This is a genomic window from Bradyrhizobium sp. OAE829 (assembly GCF_040546575.1).
Taxonomy (GTDB): Bacteria; Pseudomonadota; Alphaproteobacteria; order Rhizobiales; family Xanthobacteraceae; genus Bradyrhizobium.
Map to the genome: position 1 here is coordinate 6,481,511 of NZ_JBEPOE010000001.1, position 18,482 is coordinate 6,499,992.

Annotated in this window: 18 protein-coding genes; 6 read left to right on the plus strand and 12 right to left on the minus strand. The window is 61.9% G+C overall.

What is annotated here, in order from left to right:
* Positions 1-12 precede the first annotated feature (12 nt).
* A complete protein-coding gene (gene pdxH / locus ABIE49_RS31205) occupies positions 13-654 on the minus strand; it encodes a pyridoxamine 5'-phosphate oxidase (protein ID WP_192735133.1) in 642 nt (213 codons plus the stop codon).
* 122 nt (positions 655-776) lie between these two features.
* Here pdxH and ABIE49_RS31210 point away from each other — a divergent pair, with 122 nt between their 5' ends.
* The gene (locus ABIE49_RS31210; protein ID WP_192735132.1) at positions 777-1,181 is read left to right on the plus strand and encodes an RT0821/Lpp0805 family surface protein; all 405 of its coding nucleotides are present in this window, start codon (positions 777-779) and stop codon (positions 1,179-1,181) included.
* A 149-nt stretch (positions 1,182-1,330) separates the two neighbouring features.
* Positions 1,331-2,284, plus strand: a complete 954-nt coding sequence (locus ABIE49_RS31215; protein ID WP_192735131.1) for a DnaJ C-terminal domain-containing protein — start codon at positions 1,331-1,333, stop codon at positions 2,282-2,284.
* 371 nt (positions 2,285-2,655) lie between these two features.
* Here ABIE49_RS31215 and ABIE49_RS31220 read toward each other — a convergent pair whose 3' ends face one another.
* Together ABIE49_RS31220 and ABIE49_RS31225 are read right to left on the minus strand one after the other, a co-directional pair.
* Positions 2,656-3,429: an anti-sigma factor family protein gene (locus tag ABIE49_RS31220; protein ID WP_192735130.1), complete on the minus strand. Its 774-nt coding sequence runs from the start codon at positions 3,427-3,429 to the stop codon at positions 2,656-2,658.
* Between the two features lie 82 nt (positions 3,430-3,511).
* A complete protein-coding gene (locus tag ABIE49_RS31225) occupies positions 3,512-4,000 on the minus strand; it encodes an RNA polymerase sigma factor (protein WP_192735129.1) in 489 nt (162 codons plus the stop codon).
* 255 nt (positions 4,001-4,255) lie between these two features.
* Here ABIE49_RS31225 and ABIE49_RS31230 point away from each other — a divergent pair, with 255 nt between their 5' ends.
* On the plus strand, positions 4,256-4,855 hold the full coding sequence (locus tag ABIE49_RS31230) for a histidine phosphatase family protein (RefSeq protein WP_192735246.1): 600 nt from the start codon (positions 4,256-4,258) through the stop codon (positions 4,853-4,855).
* Between the two features lie 191 nt (positions 4,856-5,046).
* On the plus strand, positions 5,047-6,132 hold the full coding sequence (aroC, locus tag ABIE49_RS31235) for a chorismate synthase (RefSeq protein ID WP_192735128.1): 1,086 nt from the start codon (positions 5,047-5,049) through the stop codon (positions 6,130-6,132).
* Positions 6,133-6,215: 83 nt separating this feature from the next.
* Here aroC and ABIE49_RS31240 read toward each other — a convergent pair whose 3' ends face one another.
* The 5 genes from ABIE49_RS31240 to ABIE49_RS31260 all read right to left on the minus strand — a co-directional run bounded on the left by ABIE49_RS31240 (position 6,216) and on the right by ABIE49_RS31260 (position 11,178).
* Positions 6,216-6,416 carry a hypothetical protein gene (locus ABIE49_RS31240; protein ID WP_192735127.1) on the minus strand — a complete coding sequence of 67 codons (201 nt, stop codon included), beginning with the start codon at positions 6,414-6,416 and terminating at the stop codon, positions 6,216-6,218.
* Positions 6,417-6,934: 518 nt separating this feature from the next.
* Positions 6,935-7,492, minus strand: a complete 558-nt coding sequence (locus ABIE49_RS31245) for a LabA-like NYN domain-containing protein (protein WP_210337187.1) — start codon at positions 7,490-7,492, stop codon at positions 6,935-6,937.
* 247 nt (positions 7,493-7,739) lie between these two features.
* The gene (locus ABIE49_RS31250) at positions 7,740-8,810 is read right to left on the minus strand and encodes an ABC transporter substrate-binding protein (RefSeq protein ID WP_192735125.1); all 1,071 of its coding nucleotides are present in this window, start codon (positions 8,808-8,810) and stop codon (positions 7,740-7,742) included.
* A gap of 170 nt (positions 8,811-8,980) precedes the next feature.
* The gene (locus ABIE49_RS31255; RefSeq protein WP_192735124.1) at positions 8,981-9,973 is read right to left on the minus strand and encodes an ABC transporter substrate-binding protein; all 993 of its coding nucleotides are present in this window, start codon (positions 9,971-9,973) and stop codon (positions 8,981-8,983) included.
* A gap of 224 nt (positions 9,974-10,197) precedes the next feature.
* On the minus strand, positions 10,198-11,178 hold the full coding sequence (locus tag ABIE49_RS31260; protein ID WP_192735123.1) for an ABC transporter substrate-binding protein: 981 nt from the start codon (positions 11,176-11,178) through the stop codon (positions 10,198-10,200).
* A gap of 1,194 nt (positions 11,179-12,372) precedes the next feature.
* Between ABIE49_RS31260 and ABIE49_RS31265 the strand changes: the two genes are divergently transcribed.
* Complete coding sequence (locus ABIE49_RS31265; protein ID WP_192735122.1) at positions 12,373-13,557, plus strand: adenylate/guanylate cyclase domain-containing protein; 1,185 nt, start codon at positions 12,373-12,375, stop codon at positions 13,555-13,557.
* Between the two features lie 19 nt (positions 13,558-13,576).
* Here the strand turns inward: ABIE49_RS31265 and clpS are convergent, their stop codons facing one another.
* Entirely contained in the window at positions 13,577-13,882 is a 306-nt protein-coding gene (clpS, locus tag ABIE49_RS31270) for an ATP-dependent Clp protease adapter ClpS (protein WP_192735121.1), read from the minus strand.
* Between the two features lie 144 nt (positions 13,883-14,026).
* Positions 14,027-15,343: a tetratricopeptide repeat protein gene (locus tag ABIE49_RS31275; RefSeq protein ID WP_192735120.1), complete on the minus strand. Its 1,317-nt coding sequence runs from the start codon at positions 15,341-15,343 to the stop codon at positions 14,027-14,029.
* Between the two features lie 253 nt (positions 15,344-15,596).
* Here ABIE49_RS31275 and ABIE49_RS31280 point away from each other — a divergent pair, with 253 nt between their 5' ends.
* The gene (locus tag ABIE49_RS31280) at positions 15,597-16,466 is read left to right on the plus strand and encodes a DUF1194 domain-containing protein (RefSeq protein ID WP_192735119.1); all 870 of its coding nucleotides are present in this window, start codon (positions 15,597-15,599) and stop codon (positions 16,464-16,466) included.
* Between the two features lie 16 nt (positions 16,467-16,482).
* Here the strand turns inward: ABIE49_RS31280 and ABIE49_RS31285 are convergent, their stop codons facing one another.
* Both ABIE49_RS31285 and ABIE49_RS31290 read right to left on the minus strand, forming a co-directional pair.
* Positions 16,483-17,733: a class I SAM-dependent RNA methyltransferase gene (locus ABIE49_RS31285; protein WP_192735118.1), complete on the minus strand. Its 1,251-nt coding sequence runs from the start codon at positions 17,731-17,733 to the stop codon at positions 16,483-16,485.
* A complete protein-coding gene (locus tag ABIE49_RS31290) occupies positions 17,726-18,481 on the minus strand; it encodes a TlyA family RNA methyltransferase (RefSeq protein WP_192735117.1) in 756 nt (251 codons plus the stop codon). Before ABIE49_RS31290 ends, ABIE49_RS31285 begins: the two co-directional genes overlap by 8 nt.
* Position 18,482 lies beyond the last annotated feature (1 nt).

Here is an 18,482-nt window from a genome sequence, read left to right on the forward strand (position 1 = left end):
GCAGGGCTTGCTCTAGGGGTAAAGCCGCGTCTTGTCCCATGCGCCATTCGGCGCGTCGCGGCGGAATTCGATGCGGTCGTGGAGACGGAACGGACGGTCGTGCCAGAATTCGAAACGGACCGGCTCGATGCGCCAGCCGCTCCAGCCCGGCGGACGCGGCACCTCGCCGATGACGTGCCTGGCGGCGACCAGCGCGATCGCCTGTTCGAAGGCAAAGCGGCTTTCCAGCGGCTGCGACTGCTTAGAGGCCCAGGCGCCGATCTGCGCCTGCTTCGGGCGGGTGGCGAAATAGGCGTCGGCTTCTTCCGGCGTCACGGGCGACACGTTGCCGCGGATGCGCACCTGACGGCGCAGCGATTTCCAGTGAAATAGTAAAGCCGCCTTAGGATTTGCGGCGAGTTCGCGGCCCTTCTGGCTGGCGATGTGGCTGTAGAACACGAAACCATCCGCATCATAGCCTTTCATCAGCACCATCCGCACGTCGGGAAGTCCGTCGGCGTCGACGGTTGCCAGCGCCATCGCATTGGGATCGTTCGGCTCTGCCTTCACGGCTTCGGCGAACCACGCACCGAACAACGCAAACGGTTCCTCGGCGGCGGTAAAATCACCCGATGTTAACGGTGTCGGGTGTTTGATGGAGGTTGTGTCGGTCATGCCAGGAGTTCCAGTTGCGTCCGTTCGCGTCAGAGAGCGCGCTACAGCCCCAGTATAGGTTCGCCCTATATAGGACATGGGGACGCATTGGCCTATCGGCCATCCGGCCGGCGGGCGCGGTGATGACCATGATTTTGATCGGCCTCGGCGCGGGCGGTTGCAGCATGTCCCGCTCCGACGTCCTCGCCAAGCTGGAAGAAAAAGACGTGACGGGGTCGGTGACGCCACCGGCCGCCCCTCCGGTGCCGACCGAGAGCGATCTGGCCTTTGCCCGCACGGCCGCCTCCGATGTACTGACAAAAGGCGGCAAGGATTCCAGCCAGCCCTGGGAAAACCCCGAAACCGGCGCGCGGGGTTCGGTGACGCCGCTGTCCCAGGCCTATGCCTCGGACGATGGCCGCACCTGCAGGGATTTCCTGGCCAGCTACGTCAAGGATCGTGCGGAAAGCTGGCTGCAGGGCGCCGCCTGCCGGGGTGAACAGGGTCGATGGGAAATTCGTACCCTCAGGCCCTGGAAACGGAGCTAAACTACCCCAAGAATCTTGAGGGCCCGTTTTGAGGGGCAGTTTTCAGCGGCATGGGGAGTTGCAAAAATGCAACTGGCTCCCCAGATGAAGGCAAAGCGGGCGAATAGCCCTTTAGTTAGAACCGATTTCCCGTGAAGGAGACGTGACGGATGCGCGACCCCTATGAGGTCTTGGGGGTGCCGCGGGGCGCCAGCGCTGCGGCGATCAAGAGTGCTTACCGCAAGCTCGCCAAGAAGCATCACCCCGACAACAACACCAACGACCCGAAATCCGCGGCTCGTTTTTCCGAGATCAACTCGGCCAACGAGATTATCGGCGACGAGGACAAGCGCAAGCAGTTCGATCGCGGTGAGATCGACGCCGAGGGCAAGCCGCGCTTCCAGGGCTTTCCCGGCGGCGGCCCGCGCGGCCGTGCCGGCCCGGGCGGCGGCTTTGAAAGCCACACGTTCCGCAGCGGCGGCGGCCCCGGCGGCGGCGGTGGCTTCGAGGACATCCTCAACAGCATGTTCGGTGGTGCGGCCCGCGGGCAACGTCCCGGCGGTGGCAGAGGATTTGAATTCGACACCGGCGGGATCGGCCTCGATCTCGATCTCAGCGTCGCCATGACGGTATCGCTGGAGGAGTCGGTCAAGGGGGCCGAGAAGCGCGTCCGCTTGCCGAACGGCAAGGAGCTCAACGTCAAAATTCCGGCAGGCGTCGCCGCCGGGCAGCAAATCCGACTGAAGGGCCAGGGCGAAACCGCACAAGGCCATCCGCCCGGCGACCTTCTGATCACCGTCAGCATTGCGCCGCATCCCTTCTTCAAGATCGACGGCAGCGATCTGCGGCTCGATCTGCCGATCACGCTTTATGAGGCGGTGCTCGGTGCCAAAATTCGGGTGCCGACGCTGGGCGGCGCGGTCGAATTTCCGATCCCGAAGAACACCTCCAGCGGCCGCACCTTCCGTCTCAAGGGCAAGGGGCTGCCGAAGGCAGGCGGGACCGGCGACCTGTTCGTCACGACAAGGATTATTCTTCCCGACGGGAACGATGCCGAGCTTGAAGCATTGATGCAAAAGTGGCGCGACGGCCACCCTTACAATCCGCGCAGCGATTTCGGCTGACCAAAAACACGTCTAATAAACGAGCGGAGTGCGGCAGGCCATTTCCCGAAACAATTCAGGCGCTTCCCTTTAAAAGGGCGGCCTCGAAAGGGGGACCAGCGCGGTACCAAACCCCGATCGAGGCCGCTTGCGCCGATCGGCGGATCGAGCGCCACTCATTTTCGCGTGATCACCCAGTGCGATAATGAGACGCGCCGATGTCTTGATTCCAGATTTTCAATGTCAGAATTGGGACAAACCGCTTGACCTAAAGCGTTTTCAAGCGAGGCCAGCCCTGCACTTGATGCGGAGCGGACAACGGCCCGCGTCAGCAAACCGCAACAAACAAGCGCTCATTCAACAGGTGGTGGACTTGGTTCAACCCCCTTGGTTCAACCCCCGGTCTTTTCCATCTGGTCGTACACGGACTGGGCTATCTGCGTCAGTCGGCCACGGTCGCCGACGCTGCTCACCACCACATAGGCCACGCCGCGATCGGCCCAGAACAGGGCGCTCTCCTTGCCCTCCGACGAAAATCGCATCTGCGTCGCCTCGGCTTCCGACTTGGCCGTGTAGATCGTGAAGCGCTCGCCCGATGCGCTCTCATACATCATGAACGAGGCAGGCCCGGTCGCGCCGGGCAACAGCCGCCCGCCGACCAGCTTCAATCCCGCCGCGGTCAATTCCGGCGCGCGCACCAGCCAGCCGCAGCGCTTGGTCAGCCATGCCTGCAGATGCGCGCGTTCGCTGCCGGGTACTTCGACGGGATGGCGCACTTCGACCACATAGAGCCGGTGCGCATCGAGCGCATCGGTCGTGAAACTTTGCAGCGCCGAGGGTGCTGCTGCGGCCCCGCGCGCCATCCAGCCGACGCCGCCGCCGACAATGAATGCCGCCAGCGTTGCGGCAATCGCGCCGTAGAACCATTTGCGCGGCTGGCGCACCAGCCGCTCGATCTCGAGCCGCCTCGGCACCGCCTCGTCGACGATGCCGTCGTAGCGGACATGCAGCGCTTCCGCCATCGTGCGCCACGACCGCACGCGCGCCGCATCGTCGGGGTGCGTCGCGAGCCACGCTTCGACATCGCCGCGGCGCTCCGCCGGCAGCTCGTTGTCGACGTAAGCATGCAGCTCGTCTTCGGTGACGGGAATATGGGGGTTGGTCATCGTCGTCGTCTCTGTCTATTCGTGATCTGAATCTGCCTATGCATATCGCCTGCCATCACGCGTCTTGGTTGCATCGCCTGCATCACTTCACCCGCCTGAGCGCGGTGCGTTCGCCCTCGAGCGAGGCTTTGACGTGCGCGCGCGCCCGGGCAAGCCGGGACATGACGGTCCCGATCGGTACGCCCTGGATGTCGGCGACCTCGCGGTAACTCAACCCTTCCAGCATCACCAGCAGCAGCACCGAGCGCTGCTCTTCCACCAGCGTCGTCAACGCGCGCGAAATGTCGCGGCCTTCCGCCTCGGTCCCGCTGGCGTCCGGGTTGTTGTCGAGCAGCGGCATGAATTGCGGCCGCCGCGCCAGCGATCGCCGCCGGTTCTTGTTGAGGTTGGTCAGGATCGTATAGAGCCAGCTCCTGACGTCGCCGCCGAGAAACAACCGTTCCGAACGCAACGCGCGCACCAGCGTATCCTGCACCAGATCGTCGGCGATATCGGCGTCGCGCGCGAGCGCACGCGCGTAGCGGCGCAGCGCCGGGATCATGGCTTCGACACTTTGGCGAAACGCGGTCATTGTCACCCGATATTCAGGTCGGTACGGCGCGAACGCCTTAACCAACATAACACCTAAACGACGCGTCTATTCCGCCTGTTGAGGCTCAGGCAAGACAGCGTTGATCCCAGGGTTAATCCATAGATTACCCTCAAGCGGATTTGGACTGTACCCCGCTGGAGCGCTGGTGTACCTCCAACCGTAATACCAAGCGCGACTGGAAGCCGCATGTCGCGCGCTCTCCCATTCGTCGCTCAGGGAATAGCCGCCAGTCCGATGCCTGCGCCTGTCATCTATTACATTCGCCATGGCGAGACATCGTGGAATGCCGAAGGGCGGCTGCAGGGTGTGCAGGACATTCCGCTCAACGACCTCGGCCGCAGGCAGGCGGCCCATGCCGGCAACGTCCTCGGCGATCTCTTCGCACGCCATGGCCGCGACAAATCGGAGCTGGCATTTGTCGCGAGCCCGCTGATCCGCGCCCGCGCGACAATGGAGCTGGTGCGCGGATCACTGAAGCTGCCGCGCGACGGCTACGCGCTCGACGATCGTTTGCGCGAGATCGGCTACGGCGAGTGGGAAGGCGCGACGCTGCCAGAGATGCAGCTGCGCGACCCCGATCTCTATGCCAGACGCCAGGCCGAGAAATGGACGGTGTCGCCGCCGGGCGGCGAAAGCTATGTCGACGTGCAGGCGAGGATGCAGGATTGGTGTGCGTCGGTGGCGGCGGACACGGTTGCGGTGGCGCATGGCGGCACGGCGCGGGCCCTGATGGTGGCGCTCGGCATCGAGACGCCGCTCAGCGCCGCCGACCTGACCATCGAGCAGGGGGCGGTTTACGTCTTCCGGGACGGGGCGCTGCAGAAGTATAGTTAAGGGCGACGTTTGACACCGTCATTCCGGGGCGGTCCGCAGGACCGAACCTCAGGGGCGCAATTGCGCCCCGGGGAATCACGAGATTCCGGGTCTGGTGCTAACGCACCATCCCGGAATGACGGCCTAACGTTTGACCGCCGCGGGCGCGCGCGTTACCACACGGCGTAATCCGGCAATTTTCTAGGCAGACCATGTCCTTCAACACCTTCGGCCACATGTTCCGGGTCACGACCTTCGGCGAGAGCCACGGGGTCGCGATCGGCTGCGTGGTCGACGGCTGCCCGCCGCTGATCCCGCTGACATCAGAGGACATCCAGCAGGATCTCGATCGCCGCCGTCCCGGCCAGTCGCGCTTCACCACCCAGCGCCAGGAACCGGACGCGGTCAAAATCCTGTCCGGCGTGATGGCCCATCCCGAGACCGGGGTGCAGGTGACGACGGGAACGCCGATCGCGCTGCTGATCGAGAACACCGACCAGCGTTCGAAGGACTATTCCGAGATCAAGGACAAGTTTCGTCCCGGCCATGCCGACTTCACCTATGAGGCCAAATACGGCCTGCGCGATTATCGCGGCGGCGGACGCTCGTCGGCGCGCGAGACCGCGACGCGCGTCGCGGCCGGCGCCATCGCGCGAAAGATCCTGCCCGACGTCAAGGTGCGCGGCGCGCTGGTACAGATGGGCCCGCACAAGATCGATCGCGAGAAGTGGGACTGGGACGAGATCGCGCGCAATCCGTTCTTCTGCCCGGACAAGGACAAGGCCGCGTTCTTCGAGCAGTATCTGGACGGGATCCGCAAGAGCGGCTCCTCGATCGGCGCCGTGATCGAAGTCGTCGCCGAAGGCGTGCCGCCTGGCCTCGGCGCACCGATCTACGCCAAGCTCGACGGCGAACTGGCGGCGGCCATGATGAGCATCAACGCGGTGAAGGGCGTCGAGATCGGGGCAGGTTTCGGCGCCGCCGAATTGTCGGGCGAGCAAAACGCCGACGAGATGCGCACCGGCAATAACGGCACGCGCTTCCTGTCCAACCATGCCGGCGGCGTGCTGGGCGGCATCTCCACCGGCCAGCCGGTGGTGGTGCGCTTTGCGGTGAAGCCGACGTCTTCCATTCTGTCGCCGCGCCAGACCGTGGATCGCTCCGGCGCGGACACCGACATCATGACCAAGGGCCGTCACGATCCCTGCGTCGGCATCCGCGCGGTGCCGGTCGGCGAGGCCATGATGGCCTGCGTGCTGGCCGATCATCTGCTGCGCCATCGCGGGCAGGTGGGGTGAACAGGTTTTGCAGGGCGGATTAGCGACCTGTCCGCCGTAGCTCAACGAGCGAAGGCGGAAGCGTAATTCGCCGTTCTTGAGCCTTAGTCCTTGCGGCCGATATTGTCTGCGAACTGATCAGCAGATATGTCGGGGACATTGGACAAAACAGCTGGCTTGGTCCGCGTGATCATTGCGTCGTAATTGCCCGCAAGGCGTAACAGGCGTTGTTTAATGAATGGATCGGCTTGAGTGGCGAGTTCACGTATTTTTCGTGCTCGCTCCTTGTAAAAATCATCGTCCATCTGGGATCCCCACTAAACACCTCGATGGCTTATAGAGACGATCTCGTCTTGTTCATGTGATTGAGGACACAGTTCAGGCATTTTCTGCGACTTGCTGGCACCGTTCCGACGGGTCCTAACCGCTCGCGAATGCAGCGTTTAGCGTTTCTTGCGCGGATGGTGGTCGGCCACCGCGAAATGCTTCCACGGGCGGCGATAACAAGAGATAAAGGTCGCAGGCATTCGCGCGCTGCGACCCGCCGGGCGCAAATAAATTAGTGCTTAAAAATGCTCGATCCGCCAACCCCGGTTATCCCAGAGACTGCCCCCGGTATCGACGAGTGTGGAGTCAAAATTGAGGTTCCCGCAGCGAAAGACATCAAGTGTTGCGAACCCGAGACACAAAGAGGGTAGCCGCAATGGCACCGGCGTGAAGACCTCTTGCTCGCGCAACTTTCAAAATCGATTCGTGCACGCATCAGTCGGCTTCCAGGTGGGTTGATGCAAGTGGCCGGTAGCGGCATGTCGAGAATGCCTCCTTACGAAAACTCATCCCTCTGGTTGCGCATTCTGCCCTCCTCCTTTGTCCGTCCTATCGCAGCCTTGAGGTCATCCAATTCGAGGAACGTATCCGCCTGCCGACGCAACTCGTCGGTGACCATCGCAGGTTTCGTTCGCATGCTTGATACGACTGTGACGCGAGGGCCGAGGAGCTGGATTGCTTCCACAAGGCGACGAAAATCGCCGTCCCCGGAAAACAACAATATGTGGTCTACATGCTTCGCAATCTCGACCGCATCGACTGCGAGTTCGACTCCAATATTGCGCTTGTATTTCCGCCGGCCCTGACCATCATCGAACTCTTTGACCGAGTTCGTACGCACCGTGAAACCGTTATAGTCGAGCCAATCGATGAGCGGCCGGGTCGCTTGAAACTCTTCAGCGATGATCGTGTAGTAATAAGCACGCACAAGCACGCCGCGCGTCCTGACCTCGGCGAGAAGCTTTCTGAAATCAATGCTGAAGTTCAGGGCTTTCGCCGTGTAATGGAGGTTCAGGCCGTCGACAAAGAGCGCCAATTTTTCCGAAGGAATCATCACCCCAAGCTCCCTTCATTTTCCATAGGAGTGAGGTGCATTAAGGAGAAACTAAGATTGCCGGCGGGGAGACGAGCCTTGTCCACTGCTACCGTGTCGCGGCGTTTATGTCTGCTAAGGGGCATTCGCGTCGGCCTGGCCGGACCACGGCGACTTCCGGTCTACCCCGGTGAACGGACATTCTCAGGATAGGCGGGCATGTCTGAAAGGTGCCAGCAGCGGACCTGCAACGCTGCAGTCGACAGAACTATTCGATCACCTCGTCGGCGAGAGCGATCAAAGAGGGCGCTATAGTCACGCCGAGAGCCTTGGCCGTTTTCAGGTTGATGACGAGGTCAAATTTGACTGGCCGCTGTATAGGTAGCGTACCCGGGTTCTCGCCCTTGATTATTCGGTCGATATATCCGGCTGCACGCCGATGCTGGTCTACGGCATTGTTGCCGTACGACATTAATCCCCCGTCGGTCGCAAAGTATGTAAAGAAGTAGATTGCCGGCAATCGGTTTTTGGCGACGGCATCGATGATCCGCGCGCGGTGACTTACCGTGAAGGTGCTCGGCAGCACCAGCAATCCTGCATCAGGGCTTCGCGCAGCTTCGGCAATACCAGTTTCGATATCGGAAACGCCGTCTACAGCTAGCGATTGCACCGTCACCGAGAAGTGCGGCGCAGCTTCCACGATAGGATCGATCATTGCCGCGGCATAAGGGGCCGTCGCGGGATTGTAGAGGATAGCAAGCCGCCGGATCGGCGGCGTGATCTGAGCGAGAAATTCGAGCCACTTTCCTGAGAGTGACGGGTCGAATGCACTGAAACCAGTGATGTTGCCTCCGGGCCGAGCAAGGCTCTTGGCGAATCCCTGACCGATGGGGTCGAGCACTGCCACAAACACGATGGGAATTGAGGTCGCCTTGTCTTTCAGCGCTTGAAGCGCAGGCGTGCCGTCGCAAAACAGCACCGCGGGATTAAGCGCGGCCAACTCGGTGGCCATGCTTGCAAACGTTGCGGCGTCTTCTCCACCCCAGCGAACTTCGATTCGAATACTCGTTCCGTCAGCCCAGCCGGCTCTAGCGAGCGCCTCCCGAAAAGCTGCCAGCCGCTGCCGCCGGTTTGTGTCGCTCTCCGACCCCGGCATCAACACACCAACTAGAGGGAGTTTGCCTGGTTCAATGGCAGGGGCTCGAATCGGCCACAAGCTTGCCGTGGCCATGAAAAGCGCGATGAATCTTCGCCGCCTCATTCGAATCGTCCAGTTGCCACCCTCGCGGGACCTGTTTCTGCCTCGCGCGTCCGCCGCCAAAGTCTTCAGTCGTTTCATCTGATCATAATTCAGCCCTGTCGGCCACCGGCCGGGCGGCTTAAGGTCGGCTAAGGTCAATCGCGCCGTTTGCCAATGCGCCGATCACTTCCGGTCTACCCCAACCTGCGGACATATCGCTGCGCCGCACTAACCGACGCGATGTGCCAATAGGCGAAAATCGAACCCGGCTATTCGATCACTTCGTCGGCGCTGGCGAGCAGTGTTGGCGAAATACTCAGCCCCAATTCCCTCGCTGTATTCAGGTTTATAATAAGTTCGAACTTGGTTGGCTGCTGGACTGGAAGGCTGGCTGGAGAGGCACCTCTGAGGATCTTGTCGACGTAGTCTGCGGCAATGCGATACGCACGCTTCTGGTCAGGTCCATAGGCAATCAATCCGCCCGCTGCAGCGCATTCTCTTGGTCCAAAGATTGCGGGTAGCCGAGCCTTTGCGACACGGTCGATGATTTGCTGCAAAGCTCCAAGCAGCACAGGGTCCTCAAAGACCAACATGCTCGCGGCTCCAGCATCGATGGCTCGATCAATTGCCCTCGGCACTTCGTCCACCGTTCTTGCATCGAAGACTGTAAACGGCATCTCCATGATCGTGGCTGCTGTTTTGATCTGCTTCAGCGCGAGCGCAGTGTAAGGGGTGTCAGGGTTGCCAAGCACCGCAACCAGCTTTCTTCCCGGGACAAGGTCGTTGAGCAACTGGAGTTTCTTGGCCGCGATATCAGCAGCTAGGGCGCTCATGCCGGTGGCATTTCCTCCCGGCTCTCGCAAGCTTTTGACCAAGCCTGCCCCGACTGGATCACCAACTGAGGTAAAAACGATCGGAATACTGCGGGTCGCGGCGATCGCGGCCTTTGGAGCAAGCGTTCCCCATCCCCCGATCAGTACGTCAGGGCCGGCGCGAACAAGCTCGGAAGCTAGTTGTGCCAACAATTCTGTGCGGCCTTCGGCTGACCGGTAATCCCAAACCATATTCTGCCCTTCGCGGTAGCCCAACTCTTGCAACCTCTGCAGAAGTGGTTTGGCATACGTTGTATTCTCGCCAGACAGCAAAGCGAGGTAAGCAATTCGGTGCTGCTTCGTCGATTGCTGTGCCTGCGCTGCAAATGGCTGCAGGATCGGCAAAGCCGCCGCCCCGCCTACAAGGCCGATAAATTCGCGCCGCTTCATGGCCGCCCTCAAAGGACCGGGGCCACAGTCTAACCGCAAACAGATGTTCGGGAAGGGTCAATAAATTGCCAAGGCTTGAAATTGCCAAGGCTTGGCGTTCGGCCCGATGTCCGTTCCGGGTCATTCGCGCCGGTTCGGCCGGACCACGGCGACTTCCGGTCTACCCCGGTGAACGGACATTCTCTGGATAGGCAGGCATGTCTCAAAGGTGCCAACAGGCGTCATCACTCGATCACCTCGTCGGCGCGAGCGAGCAGCAATGGTGATACGGCGAGGCCCAGCGTCTTGGCGGTCTTTAGATTCATCACCAGTTCGAACCGTGTCGGCTGCTCGACCGGCAGGTCGGCGGGTTTGGCACCCTTCAGAATCTTGTCAACGAAGTAAGCCGCGCGACGATACAGGGAGGGCAGGTTCCCACCGTAACCAATCAGACCGCCAGCTTGCGCATACTCTCGGGCGCCGATCGAAGCGAGCTTTTGGGCGGCTGCGAGCGTTGCAATCGCTCCAAAGCTTGGTGCGAATTCCCCGTCTTCGGTGACCACAACCGCGTCAACGCGTCTCTTAGCCATCAAGGCGAATGCGCTGTCGAATTCGCCAGGGCCTTCCGCTTCGGCAACGTCAAATTCCAACTTCAACCGCGTGGCCGCTGCCTGTATTGCCGGAATGATCGGTTTGCTCACCGGATTGTTGGGATTCGAAAGCGCAGCCACGCGAGCAATATGAGGACAGGCTTCCTTGAGCAATTCCAGCCGTTTCGCATTAAGTTGCGGGATGAAGAAAGTCGATCCCGTGACGTTTGCTTCGGGCCGCGCGAGATTCGTGACGATACCCGTCGCAACGGCGTCTCCGCTGATCGCCATGACAATAGGGATCGTAGAGGTTGCCGTTTTGGCTGCACGCGTTCCCGGCGTCCCATGGGTCACGATCACATCGACGTTGAGACGAATAAGCTCGGCGACCAGCTCGGAGAGCCGATCGTATTTGCCCTCCGCCCATCGGAAATCAATGACAATGTTCCTGTCCTCGACATAACCGAGATCGTGCAGACCGGTCCGCAGGGCTTCCACGGAACTTGATGACCCAGCGGCCGAGGCGGAGCCCAGAAATCCGATCCGCGCCACCCTGCGAAGCGGCTGCGCGTACAAAAGCAGCGGCCACATCGCCGCTGAAACAGCAATTCCTTGAATGAAATCGCGTCGCCGCATTACCTGCCCCAACTGTCATCGGGATACGAAAAATTCGGCTTTCGATTTAGACGATAAGAACAGGAAATTGCGACCGGCGAAATGGGTGCATATGTCGCAAACTCCTAGCCGCTTATGTCCGTTTCGGGTCAGATGCGTCGGTTTGGCCGGACCACGGCGACTTCCGGTCTACGCCGGTGAACGGACATTCTCAGGATAGGCAGGCATGTCTCAAAGGTGCCAATTGCGGAAGTGACAGCGGGAAGCTGGCGATCAAAGGCTTTGCCGGCGTCAAACAGCCGAAGCTCTCTCAAGCGGTTTGATCAATGGCCTCGCTGAAAGCGGCTCTGTGAGATAGGCGAGGCATCCGGATGATACGGAGCCTCGCGAACCCCAGGGTATCGTCACCGGTCATGACATAACGGGCACGGAAACGCCTGCGGCTTTGAGGCCATGTCCCAGTTCGAAACCCCGATCCGTCGTTCAGGTTGATCCTGCTCCAATCCGCTCTACCGACGTGGCTGCGTCGCTCCCCACGCAAGCGCAATCTCGCCAACCACGTGCGACAAATCAACCCGACGGGCAAATCAGTTCTGTTTTACGGAAATCATGTCAAGTCCATAATTTACGAAAATCAAAAGTATTTCCCTTTCCTTCGACCCAAATCACCGGCACATTCTCGTCCATCCCGTCCCACTCAGAGGGGCGTTGGCCATCGTCACAACGAGGGGCGGGGATGCGGTGGACGCTGAGGTTGCGATTGACGGTCGCGGCTGAAGCGTACGGTGAAAGCGTGTGGTCCTGGCGCCCGTAACGGCGTCAAGCCTTTCGGGAGCTAACGCTTCCGAGGGGCGACGGTGGCAATAGAGGCCGTCTCACCGGGGAGATCACGTCATAAGCCGTAAAGCCATTGCGCAGGGAATGTCGGATGTTCTCCGCTGCCCTGTATGCTCGTGTGCAGCCTACTTAGCACAATCGCACATGAGACCGCGGGTGCAGCGCGCATCCGGCATTCCCTGCGCCCTCTGTTTCCGAGAGGAGCGAAAATTACCTGCAAGCCTCGGGCAAATCAGGCCGCGAGATCGCGAAGTCGTGTCTGAAGGATTTTGGCTGCTTGACGATCAAATCGGAAATTGCGCGAAGCCCACATCGATACCGGCGGGTTGCGATGTCAGCCTTGACGCGCGCTGAACTTGCGCGGCAAATGCACCTGTCATGAACGCTTCCGAGCTGCACCAAATCACCAACTGGCTGATCGACGGCGCAAGGTCCGTGGTCAACTCGCCGCGGCTGATGGCTGAAGTCTGCGAACGGCTGGTGGAGGCCGGACTGCCGCTCTGGCGCGTCGGCTTCTTCGTTCGAACCCTGCATCCCGATATCTTCGGCCGCAACTTCATCTGGCGGCTCGGCGCGGAGGTCGAGTTCGGAACGGTCGATTTCAAGATTCTCGACTCGCCGGATTTTCACAACAGTCCCCTGATCCATGTGTTTCAGCAGGGGCTGGAGGTTCGCGCCCGTGTCGATGACCCGCAGAGCAGGCGCTTTCCGATCGTCGAGGACATGCACGCCGAAGGTGTCACGGATTATGTCGCGCTGCCACTGTTGTTCACGGACGGCGCGGTGCACGCGTCGAGCTGGACCACAAAGCAGCCGGGGGGCTTCACCGAAGAACAGCTGTCCGCGTTGCGACAAATAACAACGCCGCTGGCGCGGGTGATCGAGATCATCAGTTTGCGCCGTACGGCGTCGAGCCTACTCGATACCTATGTCGGCAATCGCGCCGGTGAACGGATCCTGGGCGGGCAGATTCGCCGCGGTCATACCGAATCGATGAATGCCGCGATCTGGCTGTCCGATCTGCGCGGCTTTACGGCGTTGTCCGACCGCCTGCCGTCCGAGACCGTCGTCGACATCCTCAACCAGTATTTTGACTGCCAGGTTGCGGCGATCCGCTCCCATGGCGGCGAGGTCCTGAAGTATATGGGCGATGGATTGCTGGCCGTGTTTCCGATCGACGAATATGTCGGCGACGAGCAGCAGGTTTGTTCGCGCGTGCTTGAAGCCGCCCGTGAGTCCCGCGCCAGCGTCATGGCAATGCGGTATCCGATCGGGGACACCATCGAACGCTTTCGTTTCGGTGTCGCCCTGCATCTCGGGCGGATCCTCTACGGCAATATCGGCGGCGGCAACCGGCTCGACTTCACCTGCATCGGGCCTGCCGTGAATCTGGCGGCGCGGCTGGAAAAGATCGCCAGCCGCCTGCAGCGCACGGTGGTGGCATCGGAAGGATTCGCCGGCATCTGCCGGGGAGGGTGGAGCGATCTTGGCGAGTTTCCGATTGCCGGATTCTCGAAGGCGGAGCGCGTCTTTGGCCTGGTCGACGAAACCTCGCCGGCCTAGCCGCAATCAACCTGTCCGGCTATTCCTCGGGCTCGGTGGTGAACAGCAGCGGATAGCCCTTGGCGCGGCCGGCGTCGGTGGCGCGCGTCGCCTTGGTCTCGGCGATGTCCTTGGTGAACACCGCGACCACGCATACCCCGCGCCGGTGCGCGGTGATCATGACCTTGTGGGCCTGATCTTCGGTCATGCGGAATTCGGCCTTCAGTACCGTGACGACGAATTCGCGCGGGGTGTAATCGTCGTTGACGAGGATGACCTTGTGCAGGCGAGGCCGTTCGGTCTTGGTTTTGACCTTTGTTTTTGGCTTGGCGACGGTATCGATCATTCCTGTGGCGGCTCCGAAGCGGCGAAAGCGTTTTCAAGCGAAGTGGATACCGGTTCGCATAGCAATCAAGTTTACGCAGATTGCGTAGACTTATCTGCGGTAGAAAACGCGTCAAAAAATGAATCAGTTCCGACGGGCGCGCTGTTAGCCGGCGCGGCAATCCGCCAGGCGCTGCGTCATGCTCCGATCGCCACGGCTGACGGCCGTCTCGATCAGTTTACAGGCTCCGGGCCGGTCGTGAAACTGGGCGTTTTTCGACAGTTTCAGGTCGATCAGCGCGGCCATCGCGCCGGGTTCGTCGAGTTCCGCGGCCTCGGTGGCGTAATAGAGCAGATGCTTGGCATTCTTGATCCGGACCTCGGGATTGCCTGCGAGGATACGCACCACCTCAAGACGCGCGTCGAGGTCCCATACGCCGGCCTGGTCGAGCAAATTCGCCGCCTGCTGGACGTCGCGGGGCACCACTTTGCCTTCCAGATAGAGCCGCCCCAGCACGCCCTTGACGCCTGTCGTGTCGGTGCGCGCCGTGAGCAAGGCGAGGGCGCGCTTGGGATCGGCGGGGCCGCCTTCACCGGCAATCAGCATTTCGGCCAGCGGCGGCGGCGCGCCGCCTGGATCGGGCCGCAGCGACTCTTCGAGCAGCGTTCGCGCGCGAACCGGGTCGTCCTTGCGGATCGCGATCGCCAACTCCCGCTTGGCGCCGAACACGCCGGCCGTTGCCATTCGCTCGAGGATGTCGATGCCGCGGGCGCGTTCGTCCGGCCTGTCCGACGTCACCAGCAAGCGGCCGAGCAGCACCTGAAGGTCTGCCTTGCTCGCGTCTTTCGCCGGGTTGGCCACCGCGCGCTCCGCCCAGTACCGCGCGGCCACCGGATCGCGTTTCACCGTCGACCCCCGGTTGAGCAGGATCGCCAGCATCTGCGTGGAAAAGGGATGTCCGAGTTCGGCCGCCTTGTGCAGCGCCCGATCGGCCTCGGCGCGCGTCACCATCGGCACCTTGTCGAGGTCGCCGCGGTCCCAGGATTTGTGATGCTCATAGAGTTCGTAGTAGGCCTCGGCGTTGCCTTGTGCGGCCGCCTCGCGCAGCAGGGCCAGCGCCTCGACCTTCCTTGCGTAGGGCATCGATCGCGCTACAGCGACCTTGAAATGGGTATTTTCGGGCTGATTGACGAATGCCAGGGTGCAGCTTTCGCTCCGCAAGGTCCAGCGGCGGCGCAGCGCCTCGTCGCTCATATAGCCCTTGGGATTTTCGGAAAGGCGCAGACAGAGTTCGCCGGCATTGGCCGAATTCAACGCCGGTTCCGCTTGCGCAGCCTCGGGCTGCGCCGCGCCCGACAATCTCGGTGGCAGCAACAGCGCCGCCGCGACGGCGAGCGCGGAAAACAGCAGGACCGACGGCACGACCGCGCGCGGCGCCATTCGCCGGCGCACAATTTCGGGACGTTTCGGGGGGCTGACCATGTCCATGCCATCCGCGGCTTGGTCGCCGCACGCCCCTTCTGTCGCGGTGAATGCAGGATTTGTTCAATCGGACATCACCGTATTCCTACGTGCTGTGGCGGATCCTTACGCCATCGCGAATCGAGGCGCGGCAACGCTTGCCTCCAATCGAGGCAGTGGAGAGCTAACCCAAATGTGAAGGACAGATGATATCTGCCCTTTGCGCGGCGCAATTTGCGTGTCACCATTGTCGCCAGTCGACGGGAGGGCAGCGATGCGCTGGTATGTCTCGATCGGAGCTGTGCTTGTGGCAGGCGTACTCGCCGGTGGCGATGTCGCGGGGCTCGCCGCGCCGGGCACAAGGAGCCAACTTGGCCATCCACCGGACCGTCAATTGGCGGACAAGGGAGCCACGCCGTCCGTCGATGTCGAACTGGTTCTTGCCGTCGACGTCTCCTATTCGATGGACATGGATGAACTGGCGATCCAGCGCGAGGGGTACGCCCAGGCCATCGTCTCGAAGGAGTTCCTGCAGGCGCTGAAGACCGGCCCGCACGGCAAGATCGCGGTGACCTATTTCGAGTGGGCGGCTTCCACGGACCAGAAGATCATCATTCCCTGGCGACTGATCGATGGTCCGGAAACGGCGGACGCCGTTGCCAATGAGATCATGAAAACCCCGATCCGCCGGGCATCGCGCACCTCGATATCGGGGGCGATCAATTTTGCGATGCCGCTGTTCGACGAGAACCCGCATCGCGGGTTGCGGCGCGTGATCGATATTTCCGGCGACGGTCCGAACAACAACGGTGGTCCCGTCGTCGTCGCCCGCGATGCTGCCCTGGAGAAAGGGGTCGTCATCAATGGTCTGCCGATCATGGTGAAGGAGCCGTCTTATTCCACCATGGATATCGACAATCTGGATGCCTACTATGAGGATTGCGTGATCGGTGGTCCCGGCTCGTTCGTGGTGACCATCAAGGAGCGCGAGAAATTCAAGGAAGCGATCCGGACCAAATTATTGCTCGAAATCGCGGGCCGCACGCCGGAGCGCCCGGTCGTGCCGGTTGCAGCCAAGGAAAAGGAGCCGCGGGTCAATTGCCTGATCGGTGAGAAGATCTGGCAGGACCGCTGGGGGCGATAGGTTCCCGGCTGCTGGTTCAGCGCTTCCGCACGAAGCGCGCCACCAGTTCGATATGCGGCGTGTGACGAAACTGGTCGACCGGGGTCACGCCCTCGATCGTGTAGCCGCCGTCGATCAGGATTCTGGCGTCGCGCGCGAAGGTCGTGACGTTGCAGGACACCGCCACCACTGTCGGAATTTTGCCCGCCGCGAGCTGCGTCACCTGTGCCTGCGCGCCCTGCCGCGGCGGATCGAACACAACTACATCGTAATCGCGCAGCTCCTGCGGCATCAGCGGCCGGCGGAACAGATCGCGCGCCTCGGACTTGACCGGCTTCAGCCCGGACGTCGATGTCGCCGCCTTCTGCAAGGCCGCCACCGCATTTGCGTCGCTGTCGAAGGCGGCGATCCGCGATTTGCTGGCGAGGCGAAGCGCGAACGGGCCGACGCCGCAAAACAGGTCGGCGATATGCTTGGCGCGCTTGCAGTGGCCGGCGACCAATGCTGCGAGCGCTTCCTCGCCGGCCACGGTCGCCTGCAGGAACGATCCGGGCGGCAAGGCTACCTGGGCGGCACCGATGCTGACGACCGGCGGCGTTCGCATCAGCACCAGTTCGCCATGGCGCGTCAGCCGCGCCAGTCTGTGCCGCTCGGCGACATCAGACAATTTGGCGATCAGCGCTGTCGCGAGCGCACCGGAGCCCCGCACGTCGACATCGAGGCCGCTGCTGGTGGCCGTGATCTGAATGTCGAGCGGCTTTCCAACCGAGATCAGCGGTTCAGCGATCGCCCAGGCGGCCTCAAGCGCGCCGTTCAGATGCGGGTCGAGGATCGGGCAACGGTCGATCGGAATGATGTCGTGCGAACCGGCCGCCGCAAAACCGACCTTGAGCACTTCATGCGTACCCATCCGCGCGTGCAGGGTGATGCGGCGGCGTCCAAGGCCATGGGCGTCGATCAGGGGCGCGACGTCGCAAGCAATCCCGGCTTGTGCCAGCGTCGCGACCACGATCTCGCGTTTCCAGGCGCGATAGTGCTCGGCGTCCCAATGCTGGATGGCGCAGCCGCCGCAGACACCGAAATGCGGACAGAAGGGTGCTATGCGCTCCGCGCTGGCACGTTCGACCTTGATCAAGCGCCGGCGATCGGGATGACCGGGCACGTGCTCGACCTCGACGGTTTCGGTACCGAGCGCGTAGGGCACGTAGACGCTGATGCCGCCGGCCGTGACGACGCCGTCACCGCGATGGCCGACGTGGTCGATGACAAGGTGTTCGGCTTCAGCCACGGCGCGCACCGAGGAAGAATTCGATGTTGCCGTCGCCGCCGGTGATCGAGGATGGAAATATCTGGATGTCGGTGCAGCCCTGCGAGGTCACGAATGCCGCGATGTCGTCGCAAATTTCCTGATGCACCATCGCATTGCGGATGATGCCGCGCTTGGAGTGCTTTCGTGCCGCCTCGAACTGCGGCTTGATCAGCGCCAGCAGATGCATGGGGGCGGCCGCCAGCGACAGCGCCACCGGCAGCACGGCCTTCAACGAGATGAAGCTGACGTCGATCACGACGATGTCGGGTCGCGCGGGCAGGCGCTTGCCTTCGAAGGCGCGAATATCGGTCGCTTCCATCGAGACGATCCTGGGATGGCCCTGCAGCTGATGATGCAACTGGCCGTGCCCGACATCGATCGCGAATACGAGGCTGGCGCCATTCGCGAGCAACACCTCGGTGAAGCCGCCGGTCGATGCGCCGACGTCGAGGCAGACATGGTCTTCGATTTCGATCGGATATTGTTCCAGCGCGCCCGCCAGCTTGACGCCGCCGCGCGAAACATAGGGATGCGCGGGTTGCGCGGCCAGATTCGCGTCGGCGGCGATCAGGTCGGACGCCTTTGCGACCGGCTTGCCGTCGGCTGTTACGCCGCCGGCCTCGATCGCGGCGCGGGCGCGAGCCCGGCTTTCGAACAGGCCGCGTTCGACCAGCAGCACGTCCGCGCGCTTGCGGGAAGAAGTCTTGTTGTCGTTCGTGTCAGCCAAT